Annotated in this window: 13 protein-coding genes; 11 read left to right on the top strand and 2 right to left on the bottom strand. The window is 53.6% G+C overall.

Annotation, left to right across the window (positions count from 1 at the left end; translation table 11 throughout):
* Positions 1 to 17: 17 nt before the first annotated feature.
* Entirely contained in the window at positions 18 to 965 is a 948-nt protein-coding gene (locus BLR09_RS23530; protein ID WP_093208471.1) for a Hint domain-containing protein, read from the top strand.
* Between the two features lie 46 nt (positions 966 to 1,011).
* Here the strand turns inward: BLR09_RS23530 and BLR09_RS23525 are convergent, their stop codons facing one another.
* Entirely contained in the window at positions 1,012 to 1,398 is a 387-nt protein-coding gene (locus BLR09_RS23525) for a winged helix-turn-helix transcriptional regulator (protein ID WP_218126707.1), read from the bottom strand.
* Positions 1,399 to 1,456: 58 nt separating this feature from the next.
* Here BLR09_RS23525 and BLR09_RS23520 point away from each other — a divergent pair, with 58 nt between their 5' ends.
* The 3 genes from BLR09_RS23520 (at position 1,457) to BLR09_RS23510 (ending at position 5,036) form a co-directional block, all read left to right on the top strand.
* Positions 1,457 to 2,089: an NAD(P)H-binding protein gene (locus BLR09_RS23520; protein ID WP_093208466.1), complete on the top strand. Its 633-nt coding sequence runs from the start codon at positions 1,457 to 1,459 to the stop codon at positions 2,087 to 2,089.
* Between the two features lie 104 nt (positions 2,090 to 2,193).
* Entirely contained in the window at positions 2,194 to 4,347 is a 2,154-nt protein-coding gene (locus BLR09_RS23515; RefSeq protein ID WP_176785653.1) for a M48 family metallopeptidase, read from the top strand.
* Positions 4,347 to 5,036 carry a head GIN domain-containing protein gene (locus BLR09_RS23510; RefSeq protein WP_093208461.1) on the top strand — a complete coding sequence of 230 codons (690 nt, stop codon included), beginning with the start codon at positions 4,347 to 4,349 and terminating at the stop codon, positions 5,034 to 5,036. The genes BLR09_RS23515 and BLR09_RS23510 overlap by 1 nt, the downstream gene beginning before the upstream one ends.
* A gap of 85 nt (positions 5,037 to 5,121) precedes the next feature.
* Here the strand turns inward: BLR09_RS23510 and aat are convergent, their stop codons facing one another.
* A complete protein-coding gene (gene aat / locus BLR09_RS23505; protein ID WP_093208666.1) occupies positions 5,122 to 5,751 on the bottom strand; it encodes a leucyl/phenylalanyl-tRNA--protein transferase in 630 nt (209 codons plus the stop codon).
* 384 nt (positions 5,752 to 6,135) lie between these two features.
* Between aat and BLR09_RS23500 the strand changes: the two genes are divergently transcribed.
* From BLR09_RS23500 to BLR09_RS23470, 7 genes are all read left to right on the top strand, one after another.
* The gene (locus BLR09_RS23500; RefSeq protein ID WP_093208459.1) at positions 6,136 to 6,804 is read left to right on the top strand and encodes a GNAT family N-acetyltransferase; all 669 of its coding nucleotides are present in this window, start codon (positions 6,136 to 6,138) and stop codon (positions 6,802 to 6,804) included.
* A gap of 167 nt (positions 6,805 to 6,971) precedes the next feature.
* Entirely contained in the window at positions 6,972 to 8,171 is a 1,200-nt protein-coding gene (argG, locus tag BLR09_RS23495) for an argininosuccinate synthase (RefSeq protein ID WP_093208456.1), read from the top strand.
* A 55-nt stretch (positions 8,172 to 8,226) separates the two neighbouring features.
* Positions 8,227 to 9,183: an N-acetyl-gamma-glutamyl-phosphate reductase gene (gene argC, locus BLR09_RS23490; RefSeq protein ID WP_093208454.1), complete on the top strand. Its 957-nt coding sequence runs from the start codon at positions 8,227 to 8,229 to the stop codon at positions 9,181 to 9,183.
* A 12-nt stretch (positions 9,184 to 9,195) separates the two neighbouring features.
* Positions 9,196 to 10,326 (top strand): aspartate aminotransferase family protein, encoded by a 1,131-nt coding sequence (locus BLR09_RS23485; protein ID WP_394331417.1) that lies wholly within the window; start codon positions 9,196 to 9,198, stop codon positions 10,324 to 10,326.
* 103 nt (positions 10,327 to 10,429) lie between these two features.
* The gene (locus tag BLR09_RS23480; protein WP_093208663.1) at positions 10,430 to 11,380 is read left to right on the top strand and encodes an N-acetylornithine carbamoyltransferase; all 951 of its coding nucleotides are present in this window, start codon (positions 10,430 to 10,432) and stop codon (positions 11,378 to 11,380) included.
* Between the two features lie 89 nt (positions 11,381 to 11,469).
* Entirely contained in the window at positions 11,470 to 12,252 is a 783-nt protein-coding gene (gene argB / locus BLR09_RS23475; RefSeq protein ID WP_093208448.1) for an acetylglutamate kinase, read from the top strand.
* Between the two features lie 44 nt (positions 12,253 to 12,296).
* Entirely contained in the window at positions 12,297 to 13,277 is a 981-nt protein-coding gene (locus tag BLR09_RS23470; protein ID WP_093208445.1) for an ADP-ribosylglycohydrolase family protein, read from the top strand.
* The last annotated feature ends 6 nt before the right edge of the window (positions 13,278 to 13,283 follow it).

Below are 13,283 nucleotides of genomic sequence, written 5' to 3'. Positions count from 1 at the left end.
CTCTTTCTTATCTCGTTATGAAAAAAACATTCTTTACTCTTCTTGCCTGCTCACTGATGCTGCAGGCTGTTGCCCAGGACGGTGAAAAGCGCCCCATCACGGCAGCTGAATACGAAGCCGCGAAAAAGATCACGGTCAAAAACCTGGAAAAGGATACCTACGTCAAGGCCGGAAGCTTTATCCTCGACCGCAGCGGCGATCCCTTCGTGTTCAAGTTTTCCGACGGGACCGAACGCCGTGTATACCTCTTCAAGCTCTTCGAAACGGAGAAAATGGCCGAACTGGGCATGTACGTGATCTATACGACGCCCAAAGACGGCAAGTTCCGCGCCTTCCCGATGCCGAGTCCGGATGCGCCGGGCGAGGTATGGGGCAAGTACATCGACGACCTCAAGTATGGTGAAGAAGCGATGAAAGGCATGGCGTCCTGCATCGCCTTCGCGTTGACGAAGTCGGGCGCAGGCGGCACACCGGCAGCCGCGAAGGAAGGCGAAAAGATCGAGTACTGCTTCCCTGCTGACGCGCTGGTAACGCTGGCAGATGGCTCGCAGCAGGCAATTTCAACAATTCAGAAAGGTGAAAAAATCCTGAGTATCCATGCGCAGACGAAGCTGTCTGAAACCGCGACGGTTCTCGGAACAGACGTACATACCGGCCGGTCTTTCTCCCTGACACAGTTGACGCTGATCGATCCCGCGGCGCGGGTAACGGCATCTGCTGCGACCGGCTGGGCGACTACCCGCCTGGAAGCTACGGCCAATCACCCGGTACTGACTGCCCGCGGCGCGATGCGTATGGAAGAGGTACGGGTAGGGGATACCCTGTATGTAGCCGAAAACGGTACCCTGAAAAACTATGAAGTATTTCTGACACAGAGCCATAGCCGGTCGACAGAAACCGTATACAACCTGGTGACAGACAAGGGTACCTATGTCGTCAACGGAACAGTAGTCATGACCAAGTAACCTGAACGCAAACAGGCAGGTCCCGGGGATACCTCCGGGACTTTTTTTATGGGGTAACTTCGAGCGGTTCAGAGAGAATAACCTCGCGGTGTTTTCGTCCCCAGGCCACAATCGCGCCGATCAGCGGTTCGAGGGATTTCCCGTGCGGCGTCATGTAGTAGGAGACTTTCGTCGGCGCTTCTTCGTTCCGGCCGATGAGTTTGTTCAGTTCGAGGTACTTCAGCTCCTTGATAAGGATACGCGGGGTAATCTCGCCAACGTCGCGCCGAAGGTCGTTGAAGCGTTTTTCGCGGTCGCACAGACTGGCGAGAATGGCGCCCCGCCAGCGCCCGCCGATGATGTCAATGACGTCCTGCACGTCCCGGAGCTGTCCCTGCTTGTGTTTGTTTTTCACGACGGTGGTATCCTGAAAGGTAGTTGTTTCTGCCGCCAAAATTAACAGTCGCCGGACGCCCCGTTTTAGCTTTGGGAAAAGAAAAAACGGGAATAATATGAATCTGACCATCATCGGGGCGTCTGCCGGCGTGGGGCAGGAAACGGTCAGGCAGGCGTTGGACCGGGGACACCGGGTAACGGCCCTGTCGCGCTCCGGAACGGGACTGCCTGCCCATCCGGACCTCACTGACCGGAAAGGCAGCGCGCTTGAGAAAATCGATCTTATGGATGTAATAGCCGGCGCCGACGCGGTAATTGTTACCCTCGGCACAGGCCGCAATACCGGGGCTACGACGCTGTATTCCGATTTCGCCTGTCTGCTCATCGAAGTGAAGAATGAATTGAATTTTCAGATACCGGTGGTGGTACTGACCGGATTCGGAGCGGGGGATAGTGCTGCCTTCAATTCCCTGCCGATGCGGTTGCTGTTCCGGCTAATACTTGGCGACGTATATGCAGACAAGACCCGGATGGAATCCGTCGTCGCCAACTCGGCGATGAAGTGGGTAATTGTCCGTCCCGGGCGACTGACAGACGGCCCCTTTACCGGCCACTACCGCGTTGAAACGGAGCTATACAAAGGCATGGGTATTGGCGCGGTCAGCCGGGCGGATGTGGCGGATTTTTTGATCCGGCAGGCGGAAAAACCGACGGCATTATACCGGTATCCGGCGTTGTCGGGGAAGTAGGCGACGGCGCAGGTATACCCGTAGAAATAATTTAAAAAAGGAAAATGAACGGGCTTCGGAAATATCCGGAGCCTTTCGTTTTTTGCGGAAAATTAACCCATCGTATGCCTGATCAACTCAACGGACTTTATCCGCCTGCGCCCTCTTCTATTCCTGCCGACTTAAATCAACCGTCTCCTGAGTACAAGAAGCACGTCAGAAAGGTTATTGGCGGGATTCTACTTTTTATACTGACGTACTTTCTGGTGCTTGTGGCTGCAATTGTGCTATTCGCTGCGCTTTGGTGGCTGCTTGTATTTCTCACCGAGAATTCCCGTATCAGTCTTCTTCTATTCGCCTGGGTGGGATTGCTCGGGTTCGGTGGAATGACCCTGTTTTTCCTGATTAAATTTCTGTTTACCTGGCAAAAAACCGACGTGTCAGGTATGATTGAGATTCGGGAAGCCGACGAGCCGCTCCTGTTTGAGTTTGTATACCGAACTGCCCGGGAAGCGCATGCGCCGCTGCCCAGGAAGATATTCCTTTCTCCGGAAGTCAATGCTGCGGTGTTTTATGACTCCACTTTCTGGAGTATGTTTCTTCCCGTCCGAAAAAACCTGATTATCGGCCTTGGTCTGGTAAATGCTTTGACAATCAGTGAATTGAAGGCAGTTGTCGGGCATGAATTCGGGCATTTTTCGCAAAAGAGCACGCGCCTGGGCTCTTATGTATACCAAACGAACAAGATCATTTATAACCTTCTGTATGAAAACGACGGCTGGTTGAATCTGCTTCATACCTGGGGTGAGTGGCATTCTGTTTTCGCCATTTTCGCAGGTTTGACCCGCTGGTTTGTTACCCAGTGCATTCGCGTTCTCCGGTCCGTTCATAACCTGCTTGCAAAAACGAACATGGGCCTTTCCCGTGAAATGGAATTCGATGCCGATGCAGTAGGAGCAAGCGTGGCCGGGAGCGAACAGCAGATTCAGGCGCTGCGGAAAATAGAGGTAGCATCCGCTGCTTATGATGCGATGATCCAGCAGTTAAACGCCCTCATCGGACTGAAATACAGGTCAGCTAATGCCTACCGGAACCAAAGCTGGGTAATGGAGAATATTGCCCGTGAAAAAGGAATTGCCTTTGCGAACGGGATGGTTCGGGTGGAAGACGAAGACCTTGCCCGACTTATTACCGGTCGGGTTAATTTCAAGAATCAATGGGCCTCTCACCCCGCACGTGAAGAGCGGGAAAAATACCTGAGAAAACTCAGTATTCCTTCAGAGAGTTATACCGAACCGGCATGGGTTTTGTTCACACAACCGGAGAAGTTTCAGCACGCAATGACCGATCTTCTCTACGCCCCTGTAAAATTTGAAGAAACGCCTGTAGTCCTGGATCATGCCGGCTACGTAAAACTGGTTGAAGAAGACGAAGAGAAATACGGTTTCCCCAGGCTGTTTGGAACGTATTACAACAACCGCGTGATCGAGTCGTTCGACCTGGAGGGGGGGATAGCCGGGGAAGACTGGGTATCCGTTTTTTCCGATGAGGTACAGGGACTTTCAGACTGGATCAGCAGTGATGAAGAGGATTACAACCTACTTGGCTTTATTCAAACCAACGCAAAGGAAATCCGGACGTTTGATTTTGATGGCAGACGCTATAGAGCGGAAGGTGCTTTCACCCTTCAACGGGAACTGGAAAAGGAAATTGAGGAGCTTAAAACAACCCGGAAAGAAGCAGACCGGGCGATTTACCTGTTTGCCAAAAGTAAGGACGGGCCAAATCAGGAACTGACAAACGCCTACCGCGAACTGTTTGCTTGTACAGCTGCCCGCCAGCGTTTTGTAACTGAAACGGAAGAAATAGGTACCCGTCTCAACGCAATGGTGGAGGAACCGGAATCGGCCACGCAAAACCAATGGATTCGGGAGATTCAGGCGTTGGAAGAAAAGGAAAACGATGTCAGGTGTGCTTTTGGCGAGATTCTTCCATTGCTTCAAAAAGAGAGGGAAAACGACACGGACGGAGAATTGATCGGGCAGGTCCGTGCTTATGTGGAGACTGCTCCGAAGTACCTTGATGACCAATGGCATGTCGACTTTCGCACCGTTTCGGAAATCGTCAAGCTGCGGTTTGATGTCTACCAACGCCTGCGCTTTCTTGAAGGAAAGGCCCAGAAAACATCACTTGAAAGGCAGGCCGCACTGGTTTCTTTCGGAACGGCTGCAACGTTTCCCCCATCTTCCGCATCTCTTTCCCAAAACCAACATCCCTGATGAAAAAACTACTCGCCCTTACCGCTATGCTGGTCGCCGCGCAGGCGCACGCCCAGGAATGGAAAAAATCACGGTCCGTATCCGGTTTTTCCGGTATTCAGGTCAGCCATGGAATTGATATTTACCTGAAACAGGGAAACACGGAATCGCTCACGTTCGAGGTAAAAGGACTGGAGGAAAAGGAAGTGATTTCGGAAGTGAAAGACGGCACCCTGATTCTGCGTATTGACCGTGACGGCGTCGGCTGGAAGCGGAATAACTCCGTCAAAGCCTATCTGACATTCAAGAGCTTCAACAAGCTTCGTGCCGGCGGCGGTTCAGACGTTTTCTCCGAAGGTACGCTGAACTTCAAAGAACTGGTACTGGATCTGGGTGGTGGTTCTGACGCCAAACTCGCCCTGACAGCAGACCGGCTTACTGCCTCCGCTACCGGCGGTTCCGATCTGATTCTTTCCGGAAAAGTAGCCCGGTTTGACGCGAAATGCAGCGGCGGCTCCGACCTGAAGGCCAGTGACCTCGAAGCGGACCGCGTCGCGGTGGACGCCTCCGGCGGTTCAGACGCCTACATCCACGCCAACGAAGAAGCCATTATTGACGCCTCCGGCGGCAGCGACGTCTATTACTCCGGCAAAGCCCGCAACGTGCAGGTGCATAAGTCGGGGGGGAGTGATGTGCATAAGAGAAATTAGTTTTCAGTTTATAGTTTTTGGTTTTCAGTTGGGGTGAGCGGAAATCTCAGCCCAGCCAACTGAAAACCAAAAACCGAAAACCTGCTCATTTTTCCTGAAACACAATCGCATACTCCGGCACCCCGTCCGCAAACTGGCAGCGGAGGTCGAGGGCGATACGGAGGCGGAACATGTATTCGGCCCGGGCGATTTCGACAGCGCCGTAGCGGCGGACATTGTCGTTGATAAACTGGGTATCCAGCAGGGAGTAATGCCGGTCTTTCAGGCGTTCGATGAGGTGGTGAAAAGCTACTTTGGAAGCGTTGGGGACAGAATAGAACATCGATTCTCCGAAAAAGGCCCCGCCGATGGCTACGCCGTACAGACCGCCGACGAGCTCATCGTCGAGGTACGCTTCCACCGAATGGGCGAAACCGTAGCGGTGGAGGTCGGTATAGGCCTCGATGATTTCTTCCGAAATCCAGGTGCCTTCGCCGTCGGAGCGGGTACGGGCGCAGCCCCGCATGACACCTTCGAAATCGGTGTTGACACGTATATCAAATGTTTTGCGATTGAGAACCGGCCGGAGCGATTTGGCCGGTTTGTATGTTTCAATGGGGATAACAGCGCGGGGATCGGGAGAATACCAGTACAACGTGCCGTCCGAATCGGCCATCGGAAAAATTCCGTTCATATAGCCGTAGATAAGGTCTTCCGAAGTGAGTTTATTCGTCATAATCGTCCCGGGATGCGGCGGTCCATTAAACCTGCCGGCCGTCCTGTCATCCAACCGTCAGTCTAAGATAGACAAAAAAATCTTGGGTTGCTTGTGTGAAGTAACGCGATTTTTTTAAACTTTGCGTCGTTTTAAGGAACAACATCTTTCTCAAAGGAAAAATGAAATCACGGGGCATCATCGAGCCTTTCTTCAATACCAAGCTTCCGAGGCAGCCTTTCTTCAGGCCTGAGCGACGGAGGCCGGTACGTCTGTGATTTTTTCGCCGTCCGGCACACTTTTCTCTTCCTTTTCTGGTTGTAATGGGTCGTTAAGCAAGGCTGTCTGACAAGCAGTCAACTGTAACCTTTCATTCAACGCCGTTTTTTTTCCGTTAGTAATACAATGAACGAATATAAAGTCCAGATAGCCTCGAAAGAGCATCTGTACCTTGCCGAGGAGATTTGCTGGCACATGGAAGAAAGTGCCAAGCAACGCGGGACCGGTATTGCCAAACGTTCGCCCGAGTACATCCGTCGCAAGATGGAGGAAGGGAAGGCCATTGTAGCCATGACCGTCAGCGGGCAATGGGTAGGCTTTTGTTACATCGAAACCTGGGACCACGGCAAGTTTGTGGCCAACTCGGGCCTGATCGTCCACCCCGATCACCGCAAGAGCGGTATCGCGAAAATGATCAAGGAGAAAGCATTTCAGCTTTCCCGGACGAAATACCCGAATGCCCGTATTATTGGCATCACGACCAGCCTCGCCGTGATGAAGATCAACTCGGACCTGGGATATAAGCCGACTACCTTCAGCGAACTTCCCGTAGACGAAGCCTTCTGGAAAGGCTGCTCGTCCTGCGTAAACTTTGACGTCCTGACCCGGACGGGGCGGAAGCACTGCCTCTGCACCGGTATGATGTTTGATCCTTCGTGGGAAAAGGAAAAGGAGCGTAAACCTTCCTGGAACTTCCTCAAGAATGCGAAGATTTACGAACGCTGGAACAGGATCAAGCAACGCCTGCTGCTCAGGCATGACGAAAACGAGGAAATCGAAGAACCCGTCCTTTGATGTGTCGGCCGGTATGGCTGACCTGTATCGTGTTGAATCCAGACGGGTAGGGGATGTCCCCCGCCCGTTTTTTTGTATAACCGCCGTCCGCAGATTCGTTTTCAGGCTCGTCCGGACGTACTTTTGCACCGGCTTTCAAGCCCGGCATCCCTAAAATCCCTAGATCAATGAGTAAACCGAAAGTTGTGCTGGCGTATAGTGGCGGTCTCGATACCTCTTTCTGTGTCAAGTACCTGGCAGAAGACCGGGGCTACGAAGTACACTCCGTCCTGGTAGATACCGGCGGCTTTACGCTGGCCGAACTCCAGACTGTTGAACGGAACGCCTACGAACTGGGCGTAGCCAGCCACGCGACCCTCGATGTCGTCAACGATTATTACGACAACTGTCTGAAGTACCTGGTATTCGGAAACGTCCTGAAAAACAATACCTATCCTCTTTCCGTCAGTGCGGAACGGGTATTCCAGGCATTGGCTGTGGCAGAATACGCCAAGCAGATCGGTGCGAAGGCTGTTGCGCACGGCAGTACCGGCGCAGGCAACGACCAGGTTCGTTTCGATATGGTATTCCGGATCGTCGTTCCCGACGTGGAAATCATCACTCCGATCCGTGACCTGCGCCTCAGCCGCGAAGCGGAAATCGAATACCTCACGGAAAAAGGTGTACAGCGCGACTGGACCAAGTCGGCTTACTCGATCAACAAAGGACTCTGGGGGACGTCTGTCGGCGGAAAAGAAACCCTGACTTCCGATGGCTACCTGCCGGAAGAAGCCTGGCCGACGCAACTCGAACGCCAGGATACGGAAAAAGTAACCCTCGAATTTGTACAAGGCGAACTCAAGGGCGTTAACGGCGAAACCTTCGAAAACCCGGTAGACGCGATCCGCAAGCTTCAGTCTATCGCAGCGCCTTTTGCCGTAGGTCGTGACATTCACGTCGGTGACACGATTATCGGCATCAAAGGCCGGGTCGGTTTCGAAGCGGCGGCTCCCCTGATCATCATCAAGTCGCACCACGCACTTGAAAAGCACGTCCTCACCGAACAGCAGATTTATTTCAAGGAACTGCTCTCCGGAAACTACGGTACGCTGCTGCACAAAGGCCAGTTCCTCGAACCGGCTATGCGTGACGTAGAGACATTCCTTCAAAGTACTCAGGAACATGTGACCGGAAAAGTCAACGTGTTACTACAGCCGTACCGCTTCGTGGTGACGGGTATCGAATCACCTTACGACCTGATGAGCAACGTCTTCGGCAGCTACGGAGAAATGAACAACGCCTGGACCGGAGACGACGTCCGCGGGTTCTCTAAAGTAGCGTCCAACCAGACGATGATTCACCGCAAGATTACGGAACTCAACGCGTAGGCAGCCTGGAGCAAAGGAGCTTATCCCCTGTGCCCCATGCCCCACGCCACATGTTATGAAAGTAGGCATCATCGGAGCGGCCGGCTATACCGGCGGTGAATTGCTCCGCATTCTCATACATCACCCGGAGGCTACCATCGCGTATGCACATTCGAAAAGCCAGGCCGGTAAGCCGGTGGCTTCGACGCATACCGATCTCTTCGGCGATACGGATCTTCGTTTTTCGGAAGAATTCCATACCGACGTCGACGTGGTTTTCCTCTGCTCCGGACACGGTGAATCAAAGAAATTTCTGGCCGCGCAGCCGGAATTCGAACAGGTACGAATCATTGACCTGAGCACGGATTTCCGGGACGAATCCAATGGCTTCGTGTACGGTTTGCCGGAACTGCAGCGGGATACGATCCGCGGCGCGCAGAAAATTGCGAACCCCGGTTGTTTTGCGACCAGTATTGAGCTGGCGCTGCTTCCCCTGGCGCAGGCAGGTCTGCTGCGTGATGAGGTACATGTTTCGGCCGTGACCGGAAGCACCGGCGCCGGGCAATCTCTCAGCGCTACCAGTCATTTCAGCTGGCGGAACAACAACCTGAGTATCTACAAGGCATTTTCCCACCAGCACCTGACGGAAATCGGCATGGTACTACGGAAAGGGCAGCCGGACTTTACCCGGGAGGTTAACTTCATTCCTTACCGGGGCAATTTCACCCGGGGAATCATGGCAAACGTCTACACGGCTTTTGATGGTACTCAGGAAGACGCTAAACGTCTGTACTCCGATTACTACACCGCGCATCCGTTTACGCATGTCAGCGAAGCGGGCATTGACCTCAAGCAGGTCGTCAATACCAATAAAGGACTGCTCCACCTCGAAGTACACGAAGGTAAATTATTGATTACCAGTATCATCGATAACCTTACCAAAGGTGCTTCCGGGCAAGCTGTCCAAAACATGAATTTGCTTTTCGGCCTGGACGAAACCACCGGGCTGAAGCTGAAATCTGTCGGGTTCTAATTTCTGAAGATCATGCAGCCATTCAATGTATATCCGCTATACGACATCGAGCCGGTAAAGGCGCAGGGAAGCTACCTCTGGGATAAGAACGGGGACCGCTACCTGGACCTTTACGGCGGTCACGCCGTCATTTCTGTCGGCCATACCCACCCGTATTACGTCGAGGCATTGACCCGGCAGCTTTCCCAGATCGGATTCTACTCCAACTCGGTGCAGATTCCGATTCAGAAGGAATTGGGGCAGAAGCTTGGCGAATTGTCCGGCTACCCTGACTATTCGTTGTTTCTGGTGAACTCCGGCGCAGAGGCGAATGAAAACGCGTTGAAACTGGCATCGTTTTACAACGGCCGCAAGAAAGTCATCGCGTTCAAAAACTCGTTTCACGGCCGGACGGCCGGCGCAGTAGCGGTTACCGACAACCCCGCCATTGCGGCTCCGATCAATGACCGTTCTCACGTGACATTTATCCCCTTCAACGACATCGAAGCTTTGAAGGCGGAGATGAGCGAAGAGATTTGTGCAGTGATTGTGGAAGGGATCCAGGGAGTAGGCGGGATTCAGGTAACCTCCACCGAATTTTTGCAGGAAGCCCGTCGCCTCTGTGACCAGTTCGGCTCCGTGCTGATTCTCGATTCGGTTCAGTGCGGCTATGGACGTACCGGTAAGTTCTTCTCCCACCAGTTTGCAGGTATTGATCCGGATGTGATCACGACTGCCAAAGGTATGGGCAACGGATTTCCGATCGGCGGCGTACTGATCTCCCCGAAGTTCCAGGCCAAATTCGGCATGCTCGGAACGACTTTCGGCGGTAACCACCTGGCTTGTGCGGCGGCGGTTGCGGTACTCGATATCATGAAAAACGAGAGCCTCATCGCCAACGCAGAAAAGCAGGGCGCGTACCTGATGGAGCAGCTGAAGGGTATCAACGGTATCAAGGAACTGCGCGGCCGCGGACTGATGATTGGTATTGAATTCGAACAGCCTGTCGATAAAATCCGCGACAGCCTCCTGTTTGAACACAAAATCTTCTGCGGATACGCCGGCAAACATACCCTGCGTCTGCTGCCGAGTCTGGCCATCGGCCAGGCCGAAAGCGATCAGTTCCTCGAAGCGCTGGAGCAGGTGCTGGCGGTGAGTGTATAAGTAAAATTTTCAGTTTTCGGTTTTCGGTTTACGGTTTTCGGTGGGGAGTATGTCAACTGAAAACGGTAAACCGAAAACTGAAAACCCCCAACTGATATCCTCGATGAAACAATTTCTTTCCGTTCATGATGTCCCGGACCTCTCGGGATTGGTTCAGGAAGCGCTCCGTCAGAAGCAGAACCCGTTTGGGGACGAGCACCTGGGCCACCATAAAACCATTGGCCTCCTGTTTTTTAATTCCAGTCTGCGGACACGGCTGAGTACGCAGAAAGCAGCCGAAAACCTGGGCATGAAGGTCATGGTGATGAACGTCACCGCAGATTCCTGGGGACTGGAGTTCGAAGACGGCGCCATTATGAACGGGAACAAGGCGGAGCATGTGAAGGAAGCCGCCGCCGTCATCGGGCAGTATTGTGACATTATCGGTGTACGCAGCTTCCCGACATTGAACGACCGCGAAAAAGACTATAGCGAAGAAGTTGTCAACCAGTTTGTGAAGTACGCCGGCCGGCCGATTCTCAGCCTGGAATCGTCTACCCGACACCCGCTGCAATCGCTGACCGACCTCGTCACCATCGAAGAATACAAAACAAAACCCCGTCCGAAAGTAGTCCTGACTTGGGCGCCGCACGTGAAGGCCCTTCCGCAGGCAGTGCCCAACTCCTTTGCGGAGTGGATGAACGTGGCGGACGTGGACTTTGTCATTACCCACCCCGAAGGTTACGAACTGGCCCCCCAGTTTTCCGGTAATGCAAAAGTGACCTATAATCAGAACGAAGCCTTTGAAGGCGCCGATTTCATCTACGCCAAAAACTGGTCTTCCTACCGGGAATATGGAAAAATCATCAACAGCGATCCGGCATGGCGCGTGACAACGGAGAAAATGGCGCTGACAAACGACGCCAAATTCATGCACTGCCTGCCGGTGCGCCGCAATGTGGTCGTCGACGACGCCGTCCTCGATTCTCCCAACTCCATTGTCATCCACGAAGCCGGTAACCGGGTTTGGGCGGCGCAGGCGGTGATCAAGCAAATGTTGACGGCTATCCGTTGATTAATCGTTTTCGGTTTTCTGTTTTCAGTTTTCTGTTGCCTGACACGGATGACTGAAAACAGAAAACCGAAAACCGAAAACGATTTCACATGTTATCAGTCATCAAAATAGGCGGAAACGTCGTCGATAACCCCGGGTTGCGGCAGCAGTTTCTGCAGGACTTCGCGGCGTTGGAAGGACCGAAGATTCTCGTTCACGGCGGCGGCAAGATTGCCACGCAGGTAGCGGTAAAACTGGGAGTTGAGACTGTGATGGTGGAAGGTCGCCGGGTAACGGACGCCGCCATGCTTGACGTCGTGACCATGGTTTATGGCGGTCTGGTTAACAAACAGCTCGTCGCCTGGCTGCAGGCAAACGGCTGCAATGCGTTCGGGCTGACGGGTGCCGACGGCGCAGTCATCCGCTCGAAGAAACGGACGGGCTGGTCGGTCGACTATGGTTTTGTCGGAGACATTGAAGCAGTAGATGCCGGGCAGATTGCCCGCTTGCTGGAGGCCGGTTTTGTGCCGGTTTTTGCCCCGCTGACGTTCGATGCGACCCTCGCGTCGATGCTCAATACCAACGCGGATACCCAGGCACAGGCTATTGCCGTTGCGCTTAGCCAGCTGTTTGACATAAACCTGGTGTATTGCTTCGAGAAAAAAGGCGTACTCGTGGATCCGGACGACGATTCGACGGTAATCCCGGAACTGACGCCTTCGCTCTTCGCTGAGCACAAAGTCTCCGGCGTGATTTCGGCCGGGATGATTCCGAAGCTGGACAATGCCTTCAAGGCGTTGTCGGACGGCGTCCGCCAGGTCACGATCTGTCATGCCGAAGATATCCGCGGCGCGGTCGCGACCGGAACGGCCGGTACGCGTATACGCCTGTGACGAAGTTTTCGTAATTTGCAGACGTCCAAAATTTGCAACACCGTATGACTCCAACTCAGATACAGGGTTTTTTACTGGGTACTGCGGTCGGAGACGCAATGGGGGTTCCCGTTGAGTTCACGACCCGCAAGTTTCTAAAGGAGAAGCCTGTGTCCGGTATGCGGGGCTACGGCACGCATCACCAGCCGCCGGGTACCTGGTCGGACGACAGTGCCTTGACCTACCAGACGACAGAAAGCCTGATTGGCGGTCAAATCGATTATGCCGGACTCGCTCAGCGATTTCTCAATTGGTACCTGTATGCCCACTGGACGGCCAACGGCACCGTTTTCGATGTCGGAATTGCCACCCGGAACGCGCTGGACAGGCTTGAACAGGGAGTAGAACCCATTCTTGCCGGCGAAACCCACGAGTTGTGCAACGGAAACGGCTCGCTCATGCGGATTCTGCCCCTGGCCTTTTTCTTCCGCAGCGTTCACGGCGCCGGCTTCTCACAAGCCGAACGTTTCCAGCTTGTCCGGAATGTATCCTCGATTACACACGGGCATATCCGCTCTGCTATTGCCTGTTTCATTCTTGTCGAATTTGCGGGTCTGTTGCTCGACGGTCTTTCCAAAGAAGCTGCCTTTGCCGGTATTCAGTCCGGGTTACCTGCTTTTCTGGAAACCCAGGCTCCGGCCGACGAACTGGAGCTTTTTCACCGCATTCTGGCCGAAGACCTGGCATCGTTTCCGGAGAGCGATATTTACTCTTCGGGATATGTTCTCCATTCCCTCGAAGCGAGTTTGTGGAGTCTTTTGACTACTTCATCTTTTCAGGAGGCGCTGCTGCGCGGAGTTAACCTGGCTGGAGATGCCGATACCACCGGTTCTGTAACGGGCGGCCTGGCCGGCCTGTATTACGGAACAGACGGAATCCCTGCCGAATGGCTGGCTCCCCTGGCCCGTAAGGAAGATATTCGACAGCTGTCCGACCGGTTTACCGCCAGCCTCCTTCCCCCCGCCAATGGGGCTCCTTTTAACTGATTTGCC

This window comes from Siphonobacter aquaeclarae, from assembly GCF_900103285.1.
GTDB classification, from domain to species: domain Bacteria; phylum Bacteroidota; class Bacteroidia; order Cytophagales; family Spirosomataceae; genus Siphonobacter; species Siphonobacter aquaeclarae.
The sequence above is the reverse complement of the archived record's forward strand: the minus strand, read 5'-3'. Positions and strand labels throughout refer to the sequence as shown.